Origin of the sequence: Crossiella cryophila, assembly GCF_014204915.1 — a bacterium.
GTDB classification, from domain to species: Bacteria; Actinomycetota; Actinomycetes; order Mycobacteriales; family Pseudonocardiaceae; genus Crossiella; species Crossiella cryophila.
Map to the genome: position 1 here is coordinate 1,907,957 of NZ_JACHMH010000001.1, position 26,254 is coordinate 1,934,210.

Annotated in this window: 17 protein-coding genes and 1 tRNA gene; 7 read left to right on the top strand and 11 right to left on the bottom strand. The window is 68.2% G+C overall.

Going from position 1 to position 26,254, the window contains the following annotated elements:
• Nucleotides 1-30 precede the first annotated feature (30 nt).
• From HNR67_RS09000 to HNR67_RS09025, 6 genes are all read right to left on the bottom strand, one after another.
• Nucleotides 31-2,469: a DISARM anti-phage system protein DrmE domain-containing protein gene (locus HNR67_RS09000; protein WP_185001609.1), complete on the bottom strand. Its 2,439-nt coding sequence runs from the start codon at nucleotides 2,467-2,469 to the stop codon at nucleotides 31-33.
• A gap of 82 nt (nucleotides 2,470-2,551) precedes the next feature.
• Nucleotides 2,552-4,741, bottom strand: coding sequence for an MBL fold metallo-hydrolase (locus HNR67_RS09005; RefSeq protein ID WP_185001610.1), 2,190 nt, complete (start codon nucleotides 4,739-4,741; stop codon nucleotides 2,552-2,554).
• Entirely contained in the window at nucleotides 4,738-10,833 is a 6,096-nt protein-coding gene (locus HNR67_RS09010) for a hypothetical protein (protein WP_185001611.1), read from the bottom strand. Before HNR67_RS09010 ends, HNR67_RS09005 begins: the two co-directional genes overlap by 4 nt.
• A 940-nt stretch (nucleotides 10,834-11,773) precedes the next feature.
• Nucleotides 11,774-11,856 (bottom strand) — tRNA-Leu (locus tag HNR67_RS09015).
• A gap of 26 nt (nucleotides 11,857-11,882) precedes the next feature.
• Nucleotides 11,883-12,272 (bottom strand): EamA family transporter, encoded by a 390-nt coding sequence (locus HNR67_RS44195; protein ID WP_246493009.1) that lies wholly within the window; start codon nucleotides 12,270-12,272, stop codon nucleotides 11,883-11,885.
• 5 nt (nucleotides 12,273-12,277) lie between these two features.
• The gene (locus tag HNR67_RS09025; RefSeq protein WP_185001612.1) at nucleotides 12,278-12,796 is read right to left on the bottom strand and encodes an EamA family transporter; all 519 of its coding nucleotides are present in this window, start codon (nucleotides 12,794-12,796) and stop codon (nucleotides 12,278-12,280) included.
• A 94-nt stretch (nucleotides 12,797-12,890) separates the two neighbouring features.
• On the opposite strand from HNR67_RS09025, the gene HNR67_RS09030 reads away from it, so the two are divergent.
• From HNR67_RS09030 to yhjD, 5 genes are all read left to right on the top strand, one after another.
• Nucleotides 12,891-13,691 carry an exodeoxyribonuclease III gene (locus tag HNR67_RS09030; protein ID WP_185001613.1) on the top strand — a complete coding sequence of 267 codons (801 nt, stop codon included), beginning with the start codon at nucleotides 12,891-12,893 and terminating at the stop codon, nucleotides 13,689-13,691.
• A gap of 123 nt (nucleotides 13,692-13,814) precedes the next feature.
• Entirely contained in the window at nucleotides 13,815-16,316 is a 2,502-nt protein-coding gene (locus HNR67_RS09035; protein ID WP_312986829.1) for a bifunctional FO biosynthesis protein CofGH, read from the top strand.
• A gap of 173 nt (nucleotides 16,317-16,489) precedes the next feature.
• A complete protein-coding gene (locus HNR67_RS09040) occupies nucleotides 16,490-16,747 on the top strand; it encodes a hypothetical protein (RefSeq protein WP_185001615.1) in 258 nt (85 codons plus the stop codon).
• A gap of 38 nt (nucleotides 16,748-16,785) precedes the next feature.
• Nucleotides 16,786-17,817 (top strand): tryptophan--tRNA ligase, encoded by a 1,032-nt coding sequence (gene trpS / locus HNR67_RS09045; protein ID WP_312986830.1) that lies wholly within the window; start codon nucleotides 16,786-16,788, stop codon nucleotides 17,815-17,817.
• 70 nt (nucleotides 17,818-17,887) lie between these two features.
• Complete coding sequence (gene yhjD, locus HNR67_RS09050; protein WP_185001616.1) at nucleotides 17,888-18,913, top strand: inner membrane protein YhjD; 1,026 nt, start codon at nucleotides 17,888-17,890, stop codon at nucleotides 18,911-18,913.
• A gap of 19 nt (nucleotides 18,914-18,932) precedes the next feature.
• Here the strand turns inward: yhjD and HNR67_RS09055 are convergent, their stop codons facing one another.
• From HNR67_RS09055 to HNR67_RS09065, 3 genes are all read right to left on the bottom strand, one after another.
• Complete coding sequence (locus HNR67_RS09055; RefSeq protein WP_185001617.1) at nucleotides 18,933-20,084, bottom strand: RNA polymerase sigma factor; 1,152 nt, start codon at nucleotides 20,082-20,084, stop codon at nucleotides 18,933-18,935.
• Nucleotides 20,081-20,488, bottom strand: a complete 408-nt coding sequence (locus HNR67_RS09060; RefSeq protein ID WP_185001618.1) for a YciI family protein — start codon at nucleotides 20,486-20,488, stop codon at nucleotides 20,081-20,083. Before HNR67_RS09060 ends, HNR67_RS09055 begins: the two co-directional genes overlap by 4 nt.
• Nucleotides 20,489-20,698: 210 nt before the next feature.
• Entirely contained in the window at nucleotides 20,699-22,021 is a 1,323-nt protein-coding gene (locus HNR67_RS09065) for a D-alanyl-D-alanine carboxypeptidase family protein (RefSeq protein WP_312986835.1), read from the bottom strand.
• Between the two features lie 60 nt (nucleotides 22,022-22,081).
• Between HNR67_RS09065 and HNR67_RS09070 the strand changes: the two genes are divergently transcribed.
• Nucleotides 22,082-22,327 (top strand): SCO4848 family membrane protein, encoded by a 246-nt coding sequence (locus tag HNR67_RS09070; RefSeq protein WP_185001619.1) that lies wholly within the window; start codon nucleotides 22,082-22,084, stop codon nucleotides 22,325-22,327.
• Nucleotides 22,328-22,370: 43 nt separating this feature from the next.
• On the top strand, nucleotides 22,371-22,718 hold the full coding sequence (locus tag HNR67_RS09075) for a hypothetical protein (protein ID WP_185001620.1): 348 nt from the start codon (nucleotides 22,371-22,373) through the stop codon (nucleotides 22,716-22,718).
• Nucleotides 22,719-23,711: 993 nt separating this feature from the next.
• On the opposite strand, the gene HNR67_RS09080 is transcribed toward HNR67_RS09075, so the two are convergent.
• Both HNR67_RS09080 and sdhA read right to left on the bottom strand, forming a co-directional pair.
• Nucleotides 23,712-24,494 carry a succinate dehydrogenase iron-sulfur subunit gene (locus HNR67_RS09080; RefSeq protein ID WP_185001621.1) on the bottom strand — a complete coding sequence of 261 codons (783 nt, stop codon included), beginning with the start codon at nucleotides 24,492-24,494 and terminating at the stop codon, nucleotides 23,712-23,714.
• Nucleotides 24,494-26,245 carry a succinate dehydrogenase flavoprotein subunit gene (sdhA, locus tag HNR67_RS09085; RefSeq protein WP_185001622.1) on the bottom strand — a complete coding sequence of 584 codons (1,752 nt, stop codon included), beginning with the start codon at nucleotides 26,243-26,245 and terminating at the stop codon, nucleotides 24,494-24,496. The genes HNR67_RS09080 and sdhA overlap by 1 nt, the downstream gene beginning before the upstream one ends.
• Nucleotides 26,246-26,254: the final 9 nt, after the last annotated feature.

Genomic DNA, 26,254 nt, shown 5'->3' on the forward strand with positions numbered 1-26,254 from the left:
CTCGGTGCAGGTGGCGATCTGTCAACAAATTCAAGACCGCAAGCTCGGTGTGGTTTTGGTGTTACTGGATGGCATCGTGGTGGCGGAACGTCCGTCGGCCTCTGCCAGGATTGCCACGATTGTCTCGGAGCTGGAGAGAACTCCGAGCGTCGCAGCTGGTGCCATGACGAGGTCTCCCGCCACGTCGGCGACCTGGTGCAGGGTCACAGCATCGAGCAGATCGGCAACGTGCACTCGGAGCTGAGGGTCAACAAGCGCGTCGTTGGTTTTCAGGCGGACGCCGTTGATTTGTGCGGACAGCCAGCGGCCGACGGCCTGATGAATGGTGCGCAGGTAGGTGAAGGCATCGCCTATAGCGCTGGAATTGTGCGCGAGTTCGGAGTCGCCAACAGCGACGGCGAAGCGGTGGACGTCGGCTGCACGCAGTGGGACGGTGTTGTGCTTGAACCAGTTCCGAATCGTCTGTTCGGTGGTCAGCTGGGTTGGGTTGAGGCCGGACTGCATTCGGGAGAGGACCTCTTGGTAGGTCAGACCTAGGTCCCGGGCTGCGTCGACGCGGATGTGCCACAACTTCTCAAAGAAGGTTAGCAGGTGGTACTCGGGGTTGATGCTGGCGAGCACGTTGATGACCGAGTTGAACAGGTCTCGCCGTGCGGTGGTGTCGACCAGTGCAACGACATCACCAGGAACCAATGCCTTCGCCGCCACCCTGCGGGTCTCGGTGCCGATACTGCGGTAGACGGGATCATTAGGTGCGAGCAGTAGGCCACAGTTGCCGGTGAATATGATGTGCAAGGCACTAACCTGCTCATCGGGGCCGACGTCAGTGTCGCGGCCCGGAGGGATTAGGTCGGCGTTGTCAGTTGCCCAGCCACGAGCCTGCGTGAGCATGGTCTGGATATCGAAAGTGAATGGCTCCCACGGTGAGCCGTCTTCGATAGCAGGCTCTACCGGTGATTGGTCGCGCCAGATGAGTACTTGCTCCGGAGCATCGACGTGTTTGTCAAGGGGTACTCGCAATTTCGGCGCGCTGATCGCAGTGGTCTCCTGACGCAGCGCGGTGAGCGCTTGCAGTGTTTGCCGCGCCTGCCGAGCGGCGCGACTGGCCTCCCAGACACCAGCTGTGGCGATGACGACCTGCCTGGCCCCAGGTGCAGCAACCATGCTCGCGAACGATCTGGGCACCGGCCCGGTTAGAAGCATTGAGTCGACAGGCAGGTTGGTTACCCTGCCGTACAGCACCTCCCGCAGGCTGACGACGCGTACCCGGGTGTGCCAGCGGAACGGTGTGCCGGTGTGCTCCTCCAGGGCGTCGACGAGCGCTTGCGTTGCGGCCCGGTTGCGGGTGACAAGCAGGCCACTGCAGTCCGTCTCAGTCAGATCGACAAGCCATCGCTGTACCAGTGGCAATTTCGGTGCATCGGCGGCGCTGCACAGCAAGTGATCGAAGGAGTCGGTGAGTGCCAGCCACGCCTTGCGAGTAGCGCCGGTGCGGTTCCGCGCAATGGCTCGGGCATGTGCCGGGGAGTCGGCCAGCCGTGTCATGTACGGACTGCGAGGCACGTGCCGGTCGTGCTGGTCCGGGCTGGTTGCTGACAGGGCGAAGCTGTGGAACGTACTCCAGGCCCAGCCCAGCGCAGCTGCGGTGGCCACATTCTCGTTGTCTTCCGCGGTGAGCGACCTCAGGGCATTCCAGGCAACGCGCATGGCCTCGTCCAGTGGGGCGTCGCACGCCGGAACCAGTACCTGCCGGTTGGCAGTGCCGGCAGCAGCCAATAGCTCTGGAGATGCAGCGACCGCGTGCTTGCCGTCGTGGGTTTGACCGGGCAGACTGGTCGCGAGCCGGGCCATAGTTGGCGGGTCGAATGCCCACACCACGCCACCCGCATCGCGCACCTTGGCCAGTGCCTCGTCGAATGGGTTGTCGGTGATGTACACCAGCTCTGGCCGGGAGCGCAGCAATCGACTGAGATCAATAGGTCGGCCGCCAGTACCGTCGATAACCAGGCTGCCACCGAAGTCGGGAACGCGCTGAGGATCCCCGGTGAGGATCATTCGGCCCCCGCCGGATCCCGGATAAGGTTCTCCCACGGGAACGATATCGCCGTCAGCGGTGATTCGAGCCCGTGGGATCACTGATACCAGAGAAGAGTCGCGGACATACAACCGGTCGTAGAGGGTTCGCTGAGAAAGCCTGGCAGAGACGACCGTTGCGGAGACGGCAACGCTCCAACTACGGACGATCTCCGCTGATAGTGAGGCGGCGCCCAGCACTATCGGCGTGTCGGCTGCCGGCAGTGGCAGGACCAGTGCGATCGGTCTGCGGTCTGCTGCTGCGGCGTCGACCGCCGTAAGCAACTCCTTGTCGAATAGCGTTGGATTGATGCGGCGCAGGCCAGCGTCGGTGCGCAGTCGTAGGTCGCCGCGACACACGACCTGCGACAGTCCGGGGAGTTCCGGTGCGGTCATCCTCAGCACCTCTGTTCAGACAGTAATACCAAGAACAGGAATTAGGACTGGTTTCGGAATAGAATATGGAAAGATCCGCTGTTCATTGAGCTGAGGACCAGTGCCCGGTGGGTGCTATCGCCTGGCCTCGCATCGACAGCCGTGTGGCGAACGTCGCTTGGTTGTGACGCTCGCCATGCACCAGCATGACCTCGTGAGCACCGATGTCGGCGCTGATGGCGACCAGTTCGTCAGCGTTGGCATGCGCGCCCAGCCCGTAACGGTTGACCTGGGCCCGAACTGGGACCCGGATCAGTTCTCCCTCGAAGTTGGGCAGCTCGAACTCGCCGCCGCCGGTGCGAGCTAGCTCAAGCAATCGTGCGCCGGGGGAGTCCTCATCCTGATAACCGACGACCATCAGTCCGGCTGCTGGGTCGGGCAGCAGCGCCTTTGCCCAGGCGACTGCAGGTCCGGCGGTGAGCATCCCCGAGGTTGCGATCACCACTCCGCTGCGTAGGTTGCCGATTGCGTCACGAGTGCCACCCGGCGGTACCGCCCGCACTCGCGGGCCGAAGATGCGCAACGGTCCCCCATCCGGCGCAGGCTGCTGCTCGTAGACGGAGGCCACACTGCGGGCCAGGCCGTCGATGAGCACATCCACCTCAGGCAGACCCTCTGCGAGGGTGAGGGCCACTTCCTGTGCGCGACCAAGGGCAAATGCGGGAATGAGCACCCGGCCGCCGGAGCTGGTCACCGTCGCCACATCGCTGATCAGTTGCGCTGCCTCCGCCGCTCGTGGCGGCATTCGCCTGGAGTTGGCGTAGGTCGACTCCAACAGCAGCAGGTCCGCGCCACGGGCGGCGTCAGGCACCTCGATGCCGCCGACGGTTCGCTGACCGGGCCTGGACACATCGCCGGAAACGACGACACGCTGGTCACCGGCGTGAACAATCACCCCAGCAGCGCCGACGATGTGCCCGGCTTGGAACAGCTCGATGTCCACGGTGCCGAGCCGGTGCCGCCGACCGAACGGCAACGGCCGCATGCGGTCGAGTGCGTGCCGCACGTCATCCTTGCCGTAAGGGACGGGCGGACCGGTCCCGTCCGCCTCGACGCTTCTGCGCGCTAGCACCTTTGACGAGTCGAACCACATCGTGCTCAGCAGAGCCGCGGTGGCGTCGGTGACCAGTACTGGCGTGTCTGGACGCCGGATCAACACCGCTGGCACCCAGCCGGCATGGTCGTTGTGGGCGTGTGTGACGACGACACCGTGCAGTGGTCCGTCGAAGGCCCGCTCGATTCCCGGCGGAGCAAGCTCGGAGAACGTGACCGCGCCTGGCCGGGTGCCGGCATCGATCAGTAGACGTGTGTCGCCTGCAGTGATCAACACACATGAGCCGCCGATCTCGGTGCCGCCGCCGAGCACCTCAACTCGAAGCTCCCGCCCACGCACCTGCGCCACGGGGCGTGGCGGGGTGATGAACGCACGGAGCAGGGCTGGCAACCACATCGCTGTGGCTCCAGCGATGTCGTCGGGTAGACCAGCGATTCGGGCTGCTGCGGTCACACGTTCGGGGTCGACCGCCTGTGCTGGAGGAGGTCGTCCGGGATCAACCCTTGTTGGTTCACCCGGGCCAACACCGCGACTGTCGTGCAGACGCCCCTTGATCTGTGGCATGAGCGCGGAAGCCAGGGCCGCCGCGGCTCGCACTGGATCAGCCGCGTCGAGCCGGGCAGCATTCAACCGCGTCTCCGCTACCTCGGCGCGCCCAGTGACGGCAGCCAACTCGCTGGCGAGCTCCACCAACTCGGCTCGGAGTTCTGCGGCCTCTGCTTCGGCCTGCCTTGCCTGGACCTGAGCGCGATCGCGGGCCGCACGCACTTCCTTCAGTCGCCGCGCGGCGCGCTCCTCCTCTCGCTGCGCCACGGGCGCCCGCTCGGACCGCTCGACTTCTCGTGCCGCCCGCCTGGCAGCTCTGCGAGCGGAACTGAGCAGGCCGCGGACACTGGCCACGCCACGGGATGCAGCGGCGGTGTCCGGTGCCAGCAGACATGCGGCCAACTCACCGCCATCTGACTGCTCAGGGCACGGCTGGCCGTATCGGGCGGCCACCTCGGCTCTCAGCCCGGCTGACTGCTCGAGAAGCGCCAACAGCGTTGCCACGCCTTGTGATTCGGTCACCACCCGGTCGGGGTCCAACGGCTCAGTTGACCGTTCGGCCACTACGACGGCTGCGCTGCGCAGGACCTCCCGCACTGCGCCAGGCAGCACTGCGGCCGCATTGCCGCTCATACCTCGGCCCCAACTGGCGCCCCGGTGACGAGCGCGGCCAACGTCAGCTCCGGACGCAGCCGGCCTGTGCTGGTGACAGTGAGGCAACCGAGCGTGGCCAGCACCGCGATGACATCGTCGAGTGAGCCGAAACCGGCATCGACCGCCATGGCGGTCAGATCAACGCGGTCATCAAGTTCGAGCAACTCAACGAGTTCGTGCGGATCCTCCCCACTGGCTCCGACAAGAGCCACCACGGAGTGGAAGACCTGGGCAAGCATCGTTGTCTCTGGCCCGAGCCCGGCACGGGCCGGAAGCTTGTGTCCTTCTCGTCCGGACAGCCAGGCCGTGAGGTCTCCCAACAGTTTGCCGCTGCCAATGGCAGCTCCCGCGGATTCCGTAAGTCTTTTTGCCTGGGTGATCGCCTGCGGCCATCCGCCGGTCACCGCCAGCAGTCGGGCACGAGACTCGTCGTCGCGAAACGGCAGGTTGTCCTCGTCGCACCACATCCGCAGGCCGGGCTCGTCTACACGGATCAGGTCGACCCTGGAAGCCCGGGTGATCCAGGCGGAGGCATTGGCCGGAGACACGATCACTGCCACAGTGACGTCGAGCCAGGCAGCTGCTACCGCCTCCTCGGCAGTGGCCAGGAGCGCAGTCAGCGCTACCGGTGTCAGTGCCAATGCGTCGACTAGCAGCAGGGTGGTGTTGGCGGCGGCGCGCGCCACCGCGGCCCGAACCCCGTCAGGGGTCACCGTGCGAGCACGGTTCACTGTGGTCAGGCGTGCTCCCTCGGCGGCTGCGGCCTCGACCGCGGTTAGCACCGCGTCCACTCCCAGAGCCAAGGAACCAGTTACCGTCAACACTTCGCGGCGAGCATCGAAGAGCCGCCCGAGCTGCCGCTCAGTCAGTGGAGACCTGGCGTGCCCCACCCGGCGCCGGTAGGAACCAGCATCCGAAGGTGACGGCACCACCAGACGTTCCGAGGCGGTGTAGAGGGTTTCGAGTACCTCCTCCTCCGTACCCAGCAACCGCAGCACTGTGGGTGTGCGCAGCCGGTAGCTGCCGCCATCGATGGCCAGGACACCGAGATCAACGCACTCAGCGACCAGGCCGCGGAAGTCATCGGCACTGACACCGCTGAATCCGGCCGGCCAATGCAGCCGCGCGATCTCGGACAGTTCACTCAGCCCGAGGCTCGTGTCGATGCCACGTTCGTGCGCAGCCTCGGCGACCGCGTACGCGATCACCAGGTAGCGGTGGTCAAGGTTGAGGGTCAGCACGTACTTCTCGCGGAACGCCGCGCGTAGGTCGGCGTCGGCGAACACCTCGTCGACATCAGCGTCGGTAATGCGCTGCGGCGGCCCGTCAGCCGGGACCGAACGGGAGGCAAGGTGCTTGACCAGAGCCTCGCCAAACAGCTGGAGCAAAGCCGGCATGTTGTTCGCCATCGCCAGGATCCGCGCCGGCAGCGCGATCGGTTCGGCGAAGGTGAACCCCAGCGCGGCCAGCGGCTCGGTGAGCAGATCGTGGGCATGCTGCGGGCGCAGCGGCCCCACACTGATCGGGCGGCCCAGGTGGGACAGTGGCTGATTGGGCAGGGACTCGAAGCGGGCAGTGCGGTGCAGGCCGGCGAAAACGACCTTGACCCGGCGACTGGTGTCCAACATCAGTCGCCGACACCAGTCGACGTGGGTAAAGCGAACACCGGCGGCGTCGGCGTCGAGAAACGCGTCAGCCTCGTCGAGCAGGATGAGCAGCGCCCGGGTCGGGTCGTCATCCAGCCACCGCAGCACCGAGTCGTAGACGACCTGCGCGATGTCGACATCCTTGGCCAGCACGGTTTCCGTCACGATGCCGATGCGGGCCAGGTGGGGCCACAGCGCGTCCCACAGTCGTTCTGGGCGCCCGTCGCCACCCACAGTGAACACACTGGTCAATACGGCGTGCCGACGGGGACCGGAAGCCTCGAAGCGACGCGCGGCGACGCGCAGCAGTGCGGACTTACCCAGCTGCCGGCCACCGGAAACGAACGATGGGCCGTTGAGGTCCACGACGGCGGCCAGCTCATCGGTACGTCCGTAGAACATCTCCGGTGGGGTATCGCCTGGCGTGTCGCGGTACGGGCTCGCCGCAGTAAATGGCAGCGCAGTCGCCGCGAACGTGGACCGCCGTGGCTCGGGCTGGCACACCAGGTAGGCCAGGGCGGCTGTGTCCAGGACGAGCAGCGGAGGAGTAGGCCGACCACGAGCGGCGTTGGCGATCGCTCGTCGGTCAGTCGGGGAGAGCGCTCCGCTCAGCCACAGCGCCAGCACGGTGTGATCTGGAGTTTCGCCGCTCATCCACTCGATGAGCGTCGTTGGCGTGGGCGCGCTGCGGACGAGTAGCACCCGCAGGGTGGCGCCGTCCGGGCTCATCGCCGATCCCAGCGTCGGGGTGAGCGCCTGCCCGGTGCCAGTGACCCCGGACAGGCGAATCCATTGCCGGCCGGTCTGTCTGGTGCTGGACTGATCCATCTTTGCGCCGGTGAACTCCAGGCCGGCTTGGGCGAGCACCGCCTGCAAGGCGGTGGTGATGTCGGCCTTGCGTGCGCCGGCTCCTTCGTGTCCGGCAAGTGCCTTCCAACAGCCCAGCGCGCGACGGCCAGCGTCACAACGGGCCTGTGAGAGGTCGGCAAGATTGAGCCCGGCAGCATCCAGAGACGCCACACTGACGTTGGCTGGCCCGCGGGAAAAGGCTGCGTGCAGCTCGTCGAGCAGGTTGGGCCGCTCGATGGCCAGCTGAGGCACAGCGGGAAAGTACTTTTCCAGATGGTCCACACCCCGGCTGGCAGCCGGCAGCGCACCGCCGGTCAGCGCTGTCTCCAGGTACTCCTCGGCGCTGGCGACCTGACCGTCACGAGTCAGCCCAGTCAGTACCTCGGCAGCCTCGGCCACGGCCTGGTTGCTGCGAGCTCGTTCCTCGATGCGGGCCAGTGTGGCCGTGATCTTGTTATCGACAAGCGCGTTGAGGTCGGCAGTGATTTCGGCGACTGTGGCGCGGATGCGGCCGAAGTCCCGTCTCGCGGGGTCAGCGAGTGCCTCGGCACGAGCGGCCAGGGCTGCCCACGGCTGGTCGTCGAGGGTTCCAGCAAGTCGCCGTGTGTCGATGAGCCTGGCCATCGCGGTGACCTCGTCTGCCACGTCCGCGGCCTGCTCAGCGATGTCGCTGCCGCGGCGGCGTTCCAGCGCGGCAGCGGAGGTCGGGTCGGAGGTCCGCACGCCGGTGATCAGAGTGGCGGTCAGGTCGTGATCTCCACGCTCAGCGCGATGCGTGTACATGTCGACCGGGTCGGCAGGATCGGTGCCGGCAACTGCCAGCAGCGCCGGCACGTGTTCAGCCGAGAGGCCACCGGCGGGCAGCAGCGTGTTTGCCTCCAGCGCCAGTGGCGTGGCCAATAGTTCGGCGTGAGCGGCGAATGCCACCGGCAGTTCGTCGGAATCGGGAGCCGCGCCGTCGCAGATGGCGAATGCGTCGGCGAGCAGCTGCCCCGCCGCCTCAACCGCCGCTGTGGTGTCTGGGTCCTTGCCCGACTGGGCGGCCAGCTCAGCTACCGCCTGCTCACGCACCCCGGCGATGCGGTGTCGCATTGTGGTCAATGGTCCGGCCTGCCACGCGCCCGTAGCGACGGTCACCTGTCTCTCGGTGGTGCGTTCGGTCAGCTCAGCCCAGCGGGCGGCCAACTCGATTGCCTCCTCCCAGCGAGTCAGGAGGGTGCTGCGGGCACCAGCGATGATGCGGTTGGACCGGTTACGCCGCTGCGCGGCGAACGTGCTGTCGATAGCCTTGTGCGCCCTGCCGCGCAAAGCCACGACCTTGTCGCGGACCGACGTCAGGGTGTCGGGGTTGTTGGTCGCGACCAGAGCGAGCAGCGTGCCGAGTTCCCCCTCGGGGCTCATCCAAGCCTGGTACACGCCGTTGGCCGGGATGTACTTGATTGTGCGGCGTGTGGCACCGGACAGCAGCCCCGCAGCGTCGCTAGCTGCTTCAGCAGCTGCGTTCTCCGCGGCTGCCAGCGTGCCGACTGCGTCCGCGGCTTCGGCCAGCACGACAATCCCGGCCCGGCTGGCGTCGGCCAGCGCGGTGAGCGATTCGGTGAGCGCCGGTTGCTCGCTGACGCACGGGAGGAGTTCCAGTAGCACGGTTGCCGGGCCCGCGGACGGTGCCAGCAACGCGATTCGCCCGGCTGCGGTGAGCGCGACGAGCTGCCCAGCGCGGTCCTCGCCAAGTGCTTCCCGGCTGACCACCGGGGCGAGTTCGGCAAACGCGGTCGCGAGGCGACCCGTGGGACTGGTCAGCGCCGCGGCGTAGGCGGCCAAGCGACGGGCGGCGACGCTCGGTGCCGATGCACCACTGGCCTCCAGCAGATCAGCGGCAAGACCGAACCGACCCGCGGGCAGCAGAGCAGCGGCACCGACTCTGTCCACGGTGCCGGTGCTTTCCACCTCGGTGGGGCGTGAAGGTGCGAAACCGGTTGGCGTTGCCACGCCGGCGTCTTCCAGCGTGGTGTCATGGACTGCTGACGCCGTCGAACGCCGTCTGGGGTTGCTGACCGCAGCCAAAGTGGCACCAGCGCCTGCTTTGAGCAGAGCGTCGAGGTCAGCAAGTTCGGCGTCTCCGCTGTTGGTCGAGGGCACCAGGCCCGAACCGGGGTCCTCAGTCGGAAGGTCGCTGGCTCCTTCCGCCAGTGTTGCCATTTCAGGGCCAGTTCCATCGAGGACACCGGGCCCAGTCGACTGCACCGACGGCTCGGGTGTCGCAACGGGCTCTGATGGTTCGGCGGGAGGTACCCGCTCCACGCCTGACTCCGGGACCTCAACGACTGGCTCGGTTGTCGATTCCTGATTCGGGACAGTGACCGCACCGTAGGCAATAGCGGCGATGAGCGGCCCCGCAGTTGGCCAGGCAACCTGCGCAGCGGTCTGCGTCTCGCTGAGCACGGCGAAGTCGACTGTCGCACCGCCCCGGGCAGCTTCAGTGAGTTCGAACAGCGCCCACAGCGCGGCCAGATGTCCCCGCGGTGCTGCTGGGGCGCTGATTGCGGCAGTGGCTGACTCGCGCACCTCGGCGACAGCGCCGTCAATGCCTTGCGGTCCCTCGATCCCAGCCAAACGACGAAGCCAGATTATGTCGGCCGCTGCCTGTGCGCGCTGGGTGAGCGTTTCGACGGCGCTCAGCAGAGCATCCCGAGTGCCGGGAATCGCCTCTCCTAGCACGGAGTGCAGATCATCCAGGACGGTCAAACCGGTTTCGGCGTGCTTGGCTATCCGGGCAACGTCTCCGGCAGCGGGGAATCGCCCTTCTTTGAGCGCATTTGCAACGGCATCGGCGGCAGCACACGCCGCGTCCCACTCTGTGAGCAGAGCCTGGGCACGTTGCGCAGGAGATGACTGGTCGGCTGAGGCGAGAACAGCGCTCGCTGGATTCTCCTCCACCGGAGAATCAACCTCCTGGGCGAGGACGGCCGCGTCGTCAGGGCCATTGGGCAGCTCGTCGAGTAGGTCAGCGAGGTCTTCGCCAGAGATGTTGGTATTGGTCACTCCGAGCGCGGCGAGTCGCGCCGGCTGTACAAGTTCACTCAGCGGGGCGGCAGGGATCGGCGGCAGCTCGGGATAGGACTCGCTCAGGTGTTGGTATGTGGCGCGGGCGGAGTCATGCTCTCGGGCCAGCACGGCGAGTGCCGCTGCAGCAGCAGCGGTGTCCTTGGTAATCGCGACGGTCAGTCCAGCAGTGAGCAGCCGGGGGCTCAGGTCGCGCACCGCAGCTTCGAGGCTGCCCGCTAGAGCACGGTTGTCCGCGTAGACGTTGAGCGCGAGTCGAGGGTCGGAGCCCAAGAGCGCGGTCCACTGCCCAGGGTCGGCGCCAGCGTCGAGAGCCACACTGACTGGTGCCGTGATATTTCCCAGGAGGTCGGAGTGTGCTGCTGGGTGGTCGGCGCGTAGGCGGGCCAGCATCTGGGCAGCCATACCGCGATTTACGGTTGCCACCACGCGCAGCCCAAGCACGCTGAGCACGTACTGGCGGTGGCGCGGCTGCATGGCACGAAGAACCCTGAGGACGTCGTCCGCAGTCACCTGTTCCAGCGCCTCGGTAGCGATCGCATCGAGGTCGCAGAGCTCCGCGATCTCGCGACCTGACGGCCACTGAGTTGGCCTGGTTGGCAGAGGTTCGTGGTGGTGGGCGCGACCGTTGCAACGGCAACGGCCGGGCTTGCGTCGTCGGGGGTTCGCCATGATGAAGCCTTCGGGTCTCCGTGGATGAGTGTTACTGCACGTAGTCAGTTCTGGACACAACGTATCTTTGTTGAGATCTTTTTGAACCCATGCTGCGACTACTTCGGGGCTAGCTTGCGTAGCGATTGAGCTGACCTCTGGCGCAACATAGGGCTGGAGCAGCGACAAACGTGCCCCGTCGGCATCCCGGAATCGACAATTTTGGTGCGCGTTTTGTCTATAGAAGTCCGGGTGGCAGGTGGCGTCAGGTGCATCCGCTTGTTGAGAAGTTGCGATCGTGGCCTGCGGTCTGCTATCGCTCCGGCATGCTGCTCCGGCTGCCGCTTACGGTGCAGGAAGGCGGTACTCGGATATGTAGATTCGCTACCTGTATCTTTCAGGGATTGTGCTTCGGGTGTGGCGTCCGGCGTCAGTCGATCCACGTGGCGACGACAGGTGAAAGCAGTCAATGCTCGATTCGGTCAGTAGTCCGCAGTAGGCGATGTGGCAGTCTGTCGAGCAAGTCCGGGGCGGAACTTCGTAGTCGTCAAGGTGATCCGGTCGGTTTTCGACCCGCTGTTGTTGTATTAGCTGGGTGCGATCGGGTAATTCCTGATGGTGCGAACCATGATGGCGAAGCAGTGCCGTTGAATGTGCAGTGGTTGACTTGATTAACGTCTAAGGATATTTGCGAAGAGTGCGAAGCAAGTGGCATGACGACATTCTTGCAAGTCTGCTGCATAAAAAAGACCCATCTGGCTGATGTGAGAATCAAGCCAGTGGGTCATATGAACAGTGAAAGTGTCCGAGGGGGGACTTGAACCCCCACCCCCTTTCGGGGACTAGCACCTCAAGCTAGCGCGTCTGCCATTCCGCCACCCGGACCGGTGGAAGGACCCCGTTGACCAGCGTCAGCGGGCTCCGTCCCGCTCAGCGTAGCGCACCCCCTCCGCCACCCCCGCCACGGGGCGCTCCACCCGGCCCGACGCGACCACCAGCACCACCGCCACCACCAGCGCCGCCCCCGCCCACTGCGGTCCGCTGAACTCCTCGCCCAGCACCACCGCGGCCAGCAGCACCGTCACCACCGGCTCGAACGTCGAGATCGTCGCGGTCGGTGTCGCGCCGAGCCTGCGCAGCGCGCCGAAGAAGGACAGCACCGCGCCCACCGTGCAGGCCAACGCAATCGCGGCCAGGGCCAGCCAGCCTCCAGTGGTCGCTGGGAAGGACGGGGTGTGGGCTAGGGCGGAGCCCAGGTAGACCGCTGCGGCGGCTGTGCAGACGACCGCGGTGGCGCCCAGTGGGGCTACTCGGGAGGACGGGGCTGCTCCGGTGAGATGTAGATCGCGTAGGTGACGGCCGCGGTCAGGGCGAGGGTGGCGCCCAGGGGGTTTCCGGTGAGGATGGGGCCTGCTACCAGGGCGGTGCCGGTGGCGGCGAGGGTGGCCATGAGCAGGAGGGTGGGGGTGGGGCGGCGGCGGTGGATCGCGGCGTCCAGGAGGGCTACCAGGATGGGGTAGGTGCCGAAGAGGATGCCTACCAGGCTCGCGGGGGCCAGGGCGACGGCGCCGAAGTAGGACAGGGACTGGGTTACGTAGCCGATGCCGCCCAGGGCGGCGAGTAGCCACAGGTCTCGGCCTCGGGGGAGTAGGCCCTGGTGGGCTGCCAGGGGGAGGAGGAGCAGGGCGGCCAGGGTGAAGCGGGTCAGCAGGAGGCCGTGGACGTCGGCGCCCGCGGTGTAGGCCACGCCGGCCAGGACGGCCATGGCGCCGAAGCCGGTGGCGGCGGCCAGGGCCAGCAGGGCGCCGGTGGTGCGGGGGGACATGGGATGTGTGCCTACCGGGCTCGGTGGGCTGGACCAACCGGGTTTCCCGCGTGGTGGGCTAAGGGTTGTCGGGGGTGGTGGTTACCCTCGCGCCGTGCTGACCGTCTCCACCGTCAATGTCAACGGCCTGCGGGCCGCCGCCAAGAAGGGCTTCCTGCCCTGGCTCGCCGCCACCAGCGCCCAGGTGGTGTGCCTGCAGGAGGTGCGGGCCGAGCCGGGGCAGCTGACCGAGGAGGTCAGGGAACCCGAGGGCTGGCACGTGCTGCACGCGCACAGCGAGCTGAAGGGGCGGGCGGGGGTGTCCCTGCTGACCCGGGAGAAGCCTTCGGCGGTGCGGGTCGGGTTCGGTGTCGCCGAGTTCGAGCGCAGTGGGCGTTATGCCGAGGTGGATCTGCCTGGGCTGACCGTCGGCAGCCTGTACCTGCCCAGTGGGGATGTCGGCACCGAGCGCCAGGACGAGAAGGAGCGGTTCATGGCCGCCTTCCTGCCCTACCTGATCGAGCGCCGGGAGAAGGCCGCGGCCGAGGGGCGGGAGGTGCTGGTCTGCGGGGACTGGAACATCGCGCACCAGGAGATCGACCTCAAGAACTGGAAGAGCAACCAGAAGGAGTCCGGGTTCCTGCCAGAGGAACGGGCCTGGCTGGGACGGGTGCTGGGCGAGGAGGGCGGCTACGTGGACGTGCACCGCGCGCTCCAGCCCGAGGGGCCTGGTCCGTACACCTGGTGGTCCTACCGCGGCAAGGCCTACGACAACGACTCGGGCTGGCGGATCGACTACCACCTGGCCACCGCCGGACTGGCCGGCCGCGCCCGCACCGCGGTGGTCGAGCGCGCCGCGACCTACGCCGAGCGCTGGTCCGACCACTCGCCCGTCACGGTGACCTACGCCGCCTGATCCCAGCCGCGTCGCATCGGGACTCCCTGGTTTCTTATTCCCGAATTCTCGGTGATATTTGGTACGACGCCCTCGGCCCGCGCGTCGTTCCCTCCGGTCACCGCTGGTGCCTAGGCTGCTGTGGTGACCGCGGAAGATCAGCGACCCAGTCCATCGGCGATCCGGCGCGCGCTTCGGCGGGCCAGGGACGGCGTCAGCCTGGACGCGGCGGAGGCGGCGGTGCTGCTGGCCGCGCGGGACGAGGAGTTCGAGCAGCTGCTGGCCGCCGCGGCCATGGTGCGGGACGCGCACCTGCGGGCCGAGGGCCGGGAGGGCCTGGTCACCTACAGCCGCAAGGTGTTCATCCCGCTGACCCGGCTGTGCCGGGACCGCTGTCACTACTGCACCTTCGTCACCGTCCCGCACCGGGTGCCCGGCGCCTACCTCGAACGCGAGGAGGTGCTCGAGATCGCCCGCCAGGGCGCGGCCATGGGCTGCAAGGAAGCCCTGTTCACCCTGGGCGACCGGCCGGAGGAGCGCTGGCCGCAGGCCAAGGAGTGGCTGGACGAACGCGGTTATTCCTCCACTGTGGACTACGTCAGGGCCTGCGCCATCGCGGTGCTGGAGGAGACCGGGCTGCTGCCGCACCTCAACCCCGGCGTGCTCAGCTGGGAGGAACTCCAGCGGCTCAAGCCGGTCGCGCCCAGCATGGGCATGATGCTGGAGACCACCGCGACCCGGCTGTGGAGCGAGCCGGGCGGCCCGCACTACGGCTCGCCGGACAAGGAGCCCGCGGTCCGGCTGCGCTCGATCACCGACGCCGGCCGGGTCGGCGTTCCGTTCACCACCGGCATCCTGATCGGCATTGGCGAGAACCTCACCGAGCGCGCCGAATCCCTGCTCGCGATCCGCCAGATCGCCCGGCAGTACGGGCACATCCAAGAGATCATCGTGCAGAACTTCCTGGCCAAGCCGGGCACCGCGATGATGCACGCGCCAGACGCCGACCTGCGCGAACTGGCCGCCACCGTCGCCGTCGCCCGGCTGCTGATGCCGTCGGGGGTGAGCGTGCAGGCGCCGCCGAACCTGGTCGGCAACGAGCACCTGCTGATGCTGCGCGCCGGCATCGACGACTGGGGCGGCGTGTCCCCGCTGACCGCCGACCACGTCAACCCGGAGAAGCCCTGGCCGCAGATCGAATCGCTGGCCGCGACCACAGCCGAGGCCGGGTTCACCCTGGTCGAGCGGCTGACCGCGTACCCCAAGTTCGTCCGCCAGGGCCAGCCCTGGTTCGACGTCCGGGTGCTGCCGCACATCACCGCGCTGGCCCAGCCGGGCGGGCTGGCCGACATGGCCGCGCCGGTGGTCGGGCACGAGTGGCAGGAGCCCGACGGCGGACTGGCCGGCACCGGCCGGGTCGATCTGCACACCAGCATCGACACCGAGGGCCGCACCGAGGACCGCCGGAGCGATTTCGACTCCGTCTACGGCGACTGGGACGAGCTGCGCAGCCAGGCGGGCGGCGCGGTCACCCCCGAGCGGCTGGACGCGGACGTGCGGGCCGGTTTACGGCTGGCCGAGTCCGATCCGGCCGCGCTGCTGGAGGAGGGCAACGCCGCCGCCGCGCTGGCCCTGTTCACCGCGGACGGCCCGGCGCTGGAGACCATGACCAGGCTGGCCGATGAGCTGCGCGCCGAGGTGATCGGCGCGGACGTCACCTACGTGGTCAACCGCAACATCAACTTCTCCAACGTCTGCTACGTCGGCTGCCGCTTCTGCGCCTTCGCCCAGCGGGAACGCGACGCGGACGCCTTCCGGCTCTCCCCTGAGCAGGTCGCCGACCGCGCCGAGGAGGCCTGGAACGAGGGCGCCACCGAGATCTGCATGCAGGGCGGTATCGACCCGGAGATCCCGGTCACCGGCTACGCCGACCTGGTGCGCGCGATCAAGGCGCGGGTGCCCGGCATGCACGTGCACGCGTTCAGCCCGATGGAGATCGTCAGCGGCGCGACCAAGGCCGGGGTCAGCATCGCGGAGTGGCTGACCGAGCTGCGCGACGCCGGGCTGGACACCATCCCGGGCACCGCCGCGGAGATCCTCGACGACGAGGTCCGCTGGGTGCTGACCAAGGGCAAGCTGCCCACCGCCACCTGGCTGGAGGTGGTCGGCACCGCGCACAAGCTGGGCATCCGGTCCAGCTCCACGATGATGTACGGCCACGTCGACCACCCCGGCCACTGGCTCGGGCACCTGCGCACGCTGGCCAGGCTGCAGGACGAGACCGGCGGCTTCACCGAGTTCGTGCCGTTGCCCTTCGTGCACCGCAACGCCCCGATCTACCTCGCCGGGGTGGCCCGTCCGGGTCCGACCCGGCGGGACAACCGGGCCGTGCACGCGATGGCCCGGCTGGCCCTGCACGGGCGGATCCGCAACATCCAGTGCTCCTGGGTCAAGCTCGGCGACGAGGGCACCGCGGACGTGCTCACCGGTGGCGCGAACGATCTCGGCGGCACGCTGATGGAGGAGACGATCAGCCGTATGGCCGGGTCAGAGCATGGTTCGGCGCGCACTGTCCAGCAACTTCACTCGATCGCGGCCGCGGTGCACCGGCCCGCGCGACAGCGCACTACCACGTATGCCCAGTAGATGATCAAGTAGCCGGGTGAAAGCGGGTTGTCACCGGCCCGCTACTCTGCCTCACGTAACGAAGGTGCAACCGGCGGCAAATATGAGCGGGTTGACACGTTCGGTAGCTTTTCCCCGCAGAACCACAGGTACCCTCACTCGAACGGGTTAACCGTGCTTTGGGAGGAACGCTCGTGAGCAGCCGCACCGCTCGTGCCGTCCCGCGCGTGATCACCACGCTGCTGGTCGTCCCGGCAACCGGTCTTCTCGCCTCCGGAGTCGCCAACGCAGGCGAGACCGCGCAGGCCGCGGTCGCCGCGTCGGTGGGAACCACCGGCCTGGTGCCGATCGTGGCCGTCGCCCTCGGCGTCGGCGGCATGGTCGCCGGGGTGGTCCGCGGTCTGCGTGGGCAGACCAAGGTCGACCCGGCCAACGAGCGAATCAACCCGTAGCTCCCACGGCCGTCACGGCACCTGCGAGAATCGCGGGCGTGCCAAGTGACGCGTCCACTCCGGTTACTGAGCCCCGTCCGCGGGTGCTCTCCGGGATCCAGCCCACCGCCGACTCCTTCCACCTCGGCAACTATCTCGGTGCGCTGCGGCAGTGGGTGGCCCTCCAGGACGACCACGACGCCTTCTACTGCGTTGTCGACCTGCACGCGATCACCGTCGAGCAGAACCCGGCCGAACTGCGCCAGCGCACCAGGGTCTCGGTGGCCCAGCTGCTCGCGCTGGGCATCGACCCGGAGCGCTCCACCCTGTTCGTGCAGAGCCACGTGCCCGAGCACGCCCAGCTCGGCTGGGTGATGCAGTGCCTGACCGGCTTCGGCGAGGCCGGGCGGATGACCCAGTTCAAGGACAAGTCGGCCCGCCAGGCCGCCGAGCACGTCAGCGTCGGGCTGTTCACCTACCCGATCCTGCAGGCCGCGGACATCCTGCTGTACCAGGCCAACCGGGTCCCGGTCGGTGAGGACCAGCGCCAGCACCTGGAGCTGACCCGCGATCTGGCCAACCGGTTCAACTCCCGGTACAGCCCCACCTTCACCCTGCCCGAGGCGCACATCGTCAAGGGCACGGCCAAGATCTACGACCTGCAGGACCCGGCGGCCAAGATGAGCAAGTCGGTCCCGGCGGGCATGATCGAGCTGCTGGCCGACCCGAAGGCCTCGGCGAAGAAGATCCGCTCCGCGGTCACCGACACCGAGCGGGAGATCCGCTTCGACGCCGAGCACAAGGCGGGCATCTCCAACCTGCTCACCATCTACTCCTCGCTCACCGGCAAGACCGTTGCCGAGCTGGAGACGCAGTACGCCGGGCAGGGCTACGGGGACTTCAAGAAGGACCTCGGCGAGGTCGTGATCGAGTGGGTCACCCCGATCCAGGACAAGGTCAAGTCCTACCTGGACGACAAGGCCGAGCTGGACAAGATCATGCAGCGCGGCGCGGAGCGGGCCAGGCACGTGGCCGCGCGCACGCTGGCCAAGGTCTACAAGAAGATCGGCTTCCTGCCGCACGGCGGCTGACGGCTGCTGACTGCGCCGTGCGGGTGAGTTGATCAGGCGGATGGCGGCTCACCCCGGTTAGCGTTCCGGGGTGAGCACCGAGAAGCCGTCCTGGTTCGCCAGGCAGCGGCAGCGTTTCCCCTGGCTGGACCACCTCGTCCGGGCAGGCGGGCGCTACCAGGAGCGCTACGGCGACCACTACGCGGCCGCGATCACCTACTTCAGCGTGCTCTCGCTGGTGCCGGTGCTCATGGTCGCCTTCGCGGTGGCCGGCCTGGTGCTCTCCGGCAACACCGAGCTGCTGGACCAGGCCAGGGCCGAACTGGCCGCCGCGGTACCGGACAAGGGCCTGAGCGACACCCTGGGCAAGGCGGTCAACCAGGCCATCGAGCAGCGGTACGCGGTCGGCATCACCGGTCTGGCCATCGCGCTGTACTCCGGCATCGGCTGGATGACCAACCTGCGCGACGCGATCACCGCGCAGTGGGGCCAGGCCCGCGAGGAGCTGCCGCTGCTGCGCACCTACCTGGTCGACTTCCTGTCCCTGATCGGCCTCGGCCTGGCGCTGCTGGTCAGCTTCGGGCTGACCACGCTGGCCCAGGGCTTCGCCGAGGACCTGCTCGAACTCGTCGGCCTGCACAACCAGGGCCTGCCAAGGGTGCTGTTCATCGGACTGGCCGTGCTGCTGTCGGTGGCGGCCAACTTCGGCGTGTTCCTCTGGGTGCTGGCCTGGCTGCCGCGCCAGCGGGTCAGCGCCCGCAGCGCGCTCAAGGGCGCGCTGGCCGCGGCCGTCGGTTTCGAGCTGCTCAAGCAGGTCGGCGGCATCTACCTGCGCAGCATCAGCGCCAGCCCGGCAGGCGCGGCCTTCGGCTCACTGCTGGGTCTGCTGGTCTTCGTCTACCTGGTCTCCCGCTTCCTGCTCTTCGTCACCGCCTGGACCGCCACCGCGCGGGACAACCTGGCCGTGGAGCCGATCCAGCCGCCGCCACCCGCGGTGATCCGGCCGGTGGTCGAGCTGCGCGAGGGCCCGGCGCCCCGGCAGACCGCGGCCCTGCTGGGCATCGGCGCGGTCCTCGGACTGCTGCTGCGCGGGCTGTTCCGGTCCCGGCGGGACTGAACGGGCCGGGAAGGACCGGTCAGCGACTGGCGTTGAGCCGGGCGGCCTGGCGGGTCAGGTGGGCGACCTCGGCGAGGTTGCTCGCCTGCTGGGCCGCCTCGGCGTAGAGCCGGGCCGCGGTGGCCAGATCGCCGTCGCGCTCGTGCAGGTAGGCCGCCACCGCGGTGTAGCGCGGCAGCGAGCTGTCCAGCTTGGCCAGTGCCGCCAGCCCGGCCCGCGGTCCGTCCGCCTCGCCGACGGCCACCGCCCGGTTGAGCCGGACCACCGGGTTGCCGGTCAGCCCCGCGAGCTCGTCGTACCACTCCACGATCTGCACCCAGTCGGTCTCCGCGGCCGCCGGCGCGTCGGCGTGCAGGGCCGCGATGGCCGCCTGGGCCTGGAACTCGCCCAGCCGGTCGCGGGCCAGCGCCGCCTGCAGGATGTGCACGCCCTCGGCGATCAGGGCGGTGTCCCACCGGGAGCGGTCCTGTTCGGCCAGCGGCACCAGCTCGCCCTCGGGCGTGGTCCTGGCGGCGCGCCGGGCGTGGTGCAGCAGCATGAGCGCGAGCAGGCCGGCCGCCTCGGGGTGGTCGATGGCGGCCGCGAGCTGCCGGGTGAGCCGGATGGCCTCGGCGGCCAGGTCGAGGTCGCCGGAGTAGCCCTCGTTGAAGACCAGGTAGAGCACCCGCAGCACGGTGGCCACGTCACCGGGCTGGTCGAAGCGCACCTCGCCGACGGTGCGCTTGGCCCGGCTGATCCGCTGGGCCATGGTCGCCTCGGGCACCAGGTATGCCTGGGCGATCTGGCGGGTGGTCAGCCCACCGACGGCGCGCAGGGTGAGCGCGACCGCGGAGGAGGGCGTCAGCGAGGGGTGCGCGCACAGGAAGTAGAGCTGGAGCGTGTCGTCCGTCGCCGCCGCCGGGCCGGGCGCCGGCTCCTCCTCGAGGAGGTCCTCCCGGCGGCGGCGGGCGGTCTCCGCCCTGGTCGCGTCCAGGAACTTGCGCCAGGCCACCGTGACCAGCCAGCCCTTGGGATCGTGCGGCTGGTCTTCCGGCCAGACCCGGAGCGCCTCGATCAGGGCCTCCTGCACGGCATCCTCGGCCGTCGCGAAATCCGCTCCGCGACGGACGAGGATGCCGAGCACTCCAGGGGTGAGGCCGCGGAGCAGGGCCTCGTTCAGCTGGGCGGTCATTCCGTGACGGTGGGCGCCACGCCGTAGAACGGGCGCAGCTCGAGCCACTCGTGGATCGGCTTCCCGCCCGCGCCCGGCGCGGCCGACAGCTCGCCGGCCAGCTCGATGGCGCGGTCCTGGCTGTCGACGTCGATCACCATCCAGCCCGCGATGAGGTCCTTGGTCTCGGCGAACGGGCCGTCGGTGGCGGGCGGGCGTCCCTCGCCGTTGTACTGGACCCACAGGCCCTCGGGGGCCAGCGCCTGACCGTCGACGTACTCGCCGGTCTGCTTCAGCCGGTCCGCGAAGTCCTGCATGTACTGCACGTGGGCCGAGATCTCCTCCGGCGTCCACTCGGCCATCGGCACGTTGTTCACCGCTGCCGGGGCGCCGCGGTAGTGCTTGAGCAGCAGGTACTTGGCCATCGTCGTTCTCCTCGGTGCTGTGGTGCGGCCCATTGTGGTCGCTTTCACGGCAGGGACGGAGCTGGAGGAGGGATCTCGACATCCCCGGCCAAGATTTCTCGGATTTTCTTCGCCGGACCGGCTGAGCTGCGGAGAAGCCCGGAAAAGCACGATGCCGCCCTCCCGGCGGTGGGAGGGCGGCATCGTCAGGTTGACGCCGCTGCGGGCCGCTCAGACCGCCGCGGCGGCCGCTCGTGCCCTGGCGGCCGCCTTCGCCCGCTTCTTCCGGACGTAGAGGAAGGCGAAGATGAGCACGAACACGCCGGCCGCGATGGTCAGCGGCAGGCCCACGTTGCCGAAGGGGGTGACCGCGGCGGCTGAGGGGTTCTCCGGGGCGGTGATGCCGCCGTTGCCGTCCTGCTTGGCCTGGGCCGCACCGCCGTCACCGCTGGCCGCAGTCTCCGCGGGGGCCCGCTCCACCAGCTGGCCGACCGGCTCGGCAGCGGCCTTCACGCTGAAGCCGTAGTCCAGCAGCTTGGCCGCCTGGGTGTAGACCGACTGGGCGCCGATCTTCTCCGCCCTGATCAGCACCGCGACCAGGCGGCGGCCGCCCTTCTCCGCCGCGCCGATGAAGGTGTGCCTGGCGTCGTCGGTGAAGCCGGTCTTGCCGCCAAGCGCGCCGGTGTACAGGGCGAGCAGCTGGTTGTCGTTGCTGACCTTGAAGGCCGGCTTGTTGCCGTAGCCGGGGAAGTTGAAGGACTTGGTGGCGACCGCCTTGGCGATCTCCGGGTTCTTCAGCGCGGCCTTGAAGATGACCGCCTGGTCGTAGGCCGAGGTGGACATGCCGGGGCCGTCCAGGCCGGAGGGGGTGGCCGCGCGGGTGTCCAGCGCGCCGAGCTGGCGGGCGAGCTGGTTCATCTTGCGCACTGTCTCGTCAACGCCGCCGAGCTTGCGGGCCAGCGCGTGCGCCGCGTCGTTGCCCGAGTCCAGCATCATGCCGGTGATCAGGTCCTTGACGGTGTACTTGCCGCCGACCCCGACCCCGACCTTGCTGCCCTCCTGCTCGGTGTCCGCCTTCTCCCCGACGATCACCGTCGAGGGGTCCAGCTCCTTGAGCGCGACCAGCGCGGTGAGCACCTTGATGATGGAGGCGGGCCGGTGCCGGGCGTGCGGGTCCTTGGCCGCGATGATCGCGCCCGAGTTCAGGTCCGCGACCACCCAGGACTGGGCGTTGAGCAGGTTCGGGCCCGGCGGGGCGGCAGCGCCACCAGGTGTGATCACGCCGCAGTCGTAGAGCCGCGAGCCACCGACCGGCTTGGCCGGGACCGGCAGCGGGCCGGGCGCGGTCTTACCGGGTTTGGGCTGCTCGGACATGTCCACCGCGGGCGGCGGAATGCTGCGGTCCTGACAGGAGGCAGACGGAGTCGACGAGGTCGGCGTCGTGGTCTGCGACGGCTGGGCCAGCACGACCGGAGCACTCAGCACCGCAGCGGCCAGCAGCGCGCAGACAGAGGCGACCAGCGCCGTTGCGGGGCGGTGGGCGGTAGATGGCACAAGGGCAGGCTAGCCACCCCAGCCCGGGAACGGTATTCGGCCCACCGGAATACTGCGCTGGTGACCCTGTCCCGCCGCGCCTCGCTGTTCCTGCTGGCCTTCGCGCTCTGGAGCTGGTGGATCTGGCCGACGTTCCTGGTGAACATCTCCCGGGACGCCCGTTCCTGGGCCGCCGACGGCTCCCCGACCGGCTTCTTCACCGTGCACCTGGTGCTGGTCATCACGTCGCTGGTGCTCGGAACTGTGATCGGCGTCATGGGTTGGCGCGGCTTCCGTGCCATACGTAGGCAGACTACGGCATCCTGATCTGAAGAACTGCTGAATTCTTCCCACCACGAAGGAGACCGCCGTGGAGTTCGTGCGGCTTGTCCTGATCTTCCTGCACCTGCTCGGCATGGCGATGCTGGTCGGGATGATCCTGCTCCAGCTCAAGACGGCCAAGGACGGCCCGCTGAACAAGGGCTGGCTGCACGGAGTGCTGTTGCAGCTGGTCACCGGGGTCGCCCTGGTCGGCATCGCCTACCCGCTCGGCAAGGACGTCGACAACATCAAGATCGGCGTCAAACTCCTGGTCCTGATCGCCATCGGCGCGGTCGTAGCAGCCAACCTGAGCAAACAGAAGATCGCCACCTGGCTCGTCCCCACCCTGGCCGCCCTCACCGTCCTCAACGTCGGCGTAGCCGTCTTCTGGCGCTGACCCCAGCACCCAGCCGTACAACAACAGCCAAACCGACGTACAACAACGGCCAACACGCCGACGAGGGTTTCAACCCTCCGCGCGTGTTGGCCGTTGTCGTACGGAGTGTTGGCCGTTGTTGTACGCCACGTTGGCCGTTTTGGGACGCCAACCAGGCAAGCGGGCGAAGCCCGGGAACGCTGCGGCTAGGCGGTTCACGCGCGCCGCGACCGGGCGAAGCCCGCACAGGCGGCCGGGGTGGCTTTTCAAACATCCCCGAGCGGTTCCCCCATCCCCGTCAGCCTGGAGAGGACACACCGCATCCCGGGCAAGCGGCCCGCAACCTGCGAAACCCTAGCCACCCAACCGCAACCGGCCGCTTGCCCGGGATGTGGTTTGGTATCGGAGGGCTGACGGGGATGGGGGAACCGTACGAGCACTGCTCTTTGTCTTTGCTCTTGTTTTTGATTTTCCCCCCATCCTTTGATTTCTGCCCGTCCGGCGAGGACGCCCTTGACTGTCGCTCGTGTACCTCAGCAACAGAGGCCAACAGCGCAAAGATCAAGAGCGGAAAAGATGGCCTCGCCGGCCGGGCAGACCACCGGAGGGGGGAGGGCAGATCAAGAGCCGGGATGAGCAGGTTGCGGGGCGGGGTTTGGGCTGCCGGGGCCGGATCCAGCGTGGCTCCGAGGGCTCGCGTGTTCTCCGCACGGCCTTCCGCAAGCCAACCACACCTCACCGAGTGGCCCCCGTTGCGGATTCGTGGGCAGGCGGCGGCAGGTTGCAGGGGCCACTCGGTGAGGCGCGGTCAGCAAGCTCCAGGCCGTACGGAGAACACGCGAGAACCCTCGTCGTGGGGTTTCACCCCCAACCCCAAACCCCGCCCCGTCCCATAACGGCCAACGACCCGTACAACAACGGCCAACACGGCGTACAAGAACGGCCAACACGCCGGGGGCTTGTGAAGCCTGTCGGTGTGTTGGCCGTTGTCGTACGTTGGTTTGGCTTTTGTGGTCAGCGGCGGAACAGCAGTGCGCGCTTTACTTCCTGGATCGCCTTCGTCACCTGGATCCCGCGTGGGCAGGCATCCGTGCAGTTGAACGTCGTCCGGCAGCGCCAAACGCCATCAACGTCGTTCAGGATGTCCAGCCGCTCCTCAGCGGCCTCATCCCGGCTGTCGAAGATGAACCGGTGCGCGTTCACGATCGCCGCGGGCCCGAAGTAGGACCCCTCCACCCAGTACACCGGGCAGCTCGTGGTGCAGCAGGCGCACAGGATGCACTTGGTGGTGTCGTCGAAACGCTCGCGGTCGGCCGCGGACTGGATGCGTTCCTTGGACGGGTCCTGGCCGTAGTTGATCAGGTACGGCTTGACCGCCCGGAATGCCTCGAAGAAGGGCTCCATGTCCACCAGGAGGTCCTTCTCGGCCTGTAGGCCCTTGATCGGCTCCAGGGTGATCGTGGTCGGCTTGCCCTTCTTCGCCATCAGGTCCTTGACCAGGACCTTGCAGGCCAGTCGGTTCACGCCGTTGATCCGCATCGCGTCCGAGCCACACACACCGTGCGCGCAGGAGCGGCGGAAGGTCAGCGAGCCGTCGACGTACCACTTCACGTAGTGCAGCAGGTTGAGCACTCGATCAGTGGGCAGTGCGGGCACCGAGAAGGACTCCCAGCGCGGCTCCGCGTCGGTCTCCGGGGTGAAACGCCGGATCCGGACGGTGACGAGCGTGGACCCCTCGGGGGCGGGGGGAAGGGCGCCGCGGGAACCAGCCGCGGGGGCCTGCGCAGTCGCGGTCATCAGTACTTGCGCTCCATCGGCTGGTAACGGGTGATGGTGACGGGCTTGTAGTCCAGGCGGATGTCCGCGGCCAGGCCCTCACCGTGCTTGTAGGCCATGGTGTGCCGCAGGAAGTTCACATCGTCGCGCTGCTGGTAGTCCTCGCGGGCGTGCCCGCCGCGGGACTCCTTGCGGTTGATCGCGCCCTGCACCAGCACCTCGGCCAGTTCCAGCAGGAAGCCCAGCTCGATCGCTTCCAGCAGGTCCGTGTTGAACCGCTTGCCCTTGTCCTGGATGGCCACCCGCGCGTACCGCTCCTTGAGCGCCTGCACGTCGTGCAGGGCCTGCTTGAGGGTCTCCTCGGTGCGGTACACCGACGCGTTGAGGTCCATCGTGGTCTGCAGCTCGCCGCGGATGTCGGCCACCCGCTCGCCGCCGTCGGCCGTCAGCATTCCGCTGACCATGCTCTCCACCAGCGTGGCCGGGTTGTCCGGCAGCTCGGTGTGCTCGACCGTCTTGGCGTACTCCGCGGCGGCGATGCCCGCGCGGCGGCCGAAGACGTTGATGTCCAGCAGCGAGTTGGTGCCCAGCCGGTTCGCGCCGTGCACGGACACGCAGGCGCACTCACCGGCGGCGTACAGGCCGGGGACCACGTTGTCGTTGTCCCGCAGCACCTCGCCGGAGATCTTGGTCGGGATGCCGCCCATCGCGTAGTGCGCGGTCGGGTACACCGGCACCTGCTCGGTCACCGGGTCGATGCCAAGGTAGGTGCGGGAGAACTCGGTGATGTCGGGCAGCTTCGCGTCCAGCACCTCGGCGCCCAGGTGGGTCAGGTCGAGGTAGACGTAGTCCTTGTGCGGGCCCGCGCCGCGGCCCTCGCGCACCTCGGTGGCCATCGCGCGGGCGACCATGTCCCGCGGCGCCAGGTCCTTGATGGTGGGCGCGTAGCGCTCCATGAACCGCTCGCCGGAGGAGTTGCGCAGGATGCCGCCCTCACCGCGGGCGCCCTCGGTGAGCAGGATGCCCAGGCCGGCCAGGCCGGTCGGGTGGAACTGGTAGAACTCCATGTCCTCCAGCGGCAGGCCCTTGCGGAAGACGATGCCCATGCCGTCACCGGTGAGGGTGTGCGCGTTCGAGGTGGTCTTGAAGACCTTGCCGAACCCGCCGGAGGCGAACACGACCGCCTTGGCCTGGAAGACGTGGATCTCGCCGGTGGCCAGCTCAAGGGCGACCGCGCCGGTGCAGACCGGGCCGTTGTCGGTCTCGGTCAGGCAGATGTCGAGCACGTAGTACTCGTTGAAGAACTCGATGCCGTGCTTGACGCAGTTCTGGTACAGCGTCTGCAGGATCATGTGACCGGTGCGGTCGGCGGCGTAGCAGGCCCGGCGCACGGCGGCCTCGCCGTGGTTGCGGGTGTGCCCGCCGAACCGGCGCTGGTCGATCTTGCCCTCGGGCGTGCGGTTGAACGGCAGGCCCATCTTCTCCAGGTCGAGCACCGCGTCGATGGCCTCCTTGGCCATGATCTCCGCGGCGTCCTGGTCAACCAGGTAGTCGCCACCCTTGACCGTGTCGAAGGTGTGCCACTCCCAGTTGTCCTCCTCGACGTTGGCCAGCGCGGCGCACATGCCGCCCTGGGCCGCGCCGGTGTGCGACCGGGTCGGGTAGAGCTTGGTGAGCACCGCGGTGCGGGCGCGCTGGCCGGACTCGATCGCGGCCCGCATCCCGGCGCCACCAGCGCCGACGATGATGACGTCGTACTTGTGGAACTGCATGGTGGGAGC

Coding starts and splice junctions, on each gene's coding strand:
- HNR67_RS09000 (WP_185001609.1), bottom strand. CDS start 2,469: ATGACCGCACCGGAACTCCCCGGACTGTCGCAGGTCGTGTGTCGCGGC.
- HNR67_RS09005 (WP_185001610.1), bottom strand. CDS start 4,741: ATGAGCGGCAATGCGGCCGCAGTGCTGCCTGGCGCAGTGCGGGAGGTC.
- HNR67_RS09025 (WP_185001612.1), bottom strand. CDS start 12,796: ATGTCCCCCCGCACCACCGGCGCCCTGCTGGCCCTGGCCGCCGCCACC.
- HNR67_RS09055 (WP_185001617.1), bottom strand. CDS start 20,084: ATGACCGCCCAGCTGAACGAGGCCCTGCTCCGCGGCCTCACCCCTGGA.
- HNR67_RS09060 (WP_185001618.1), bottom strand. CDS start 20,488: ATGGCCAAGTACCTGCTGCTCAAGCACTACCGCGGCGCCCCGGCAGCG.
- HNR67_RS09080 (WP_185001621.1), bottom strand. CDS start 24,494: ATGACCGCGACTGCGCAGGCCCCCGCGGCTGGTTCCCGCGGCGCCCTT.
- sdhA (WP_185001622.1), bottom strand. CDS start 26,245: ATGCAGTTCCACAAGTACGACGTCATCATCGTCGGCGCTGGTGGCGCC.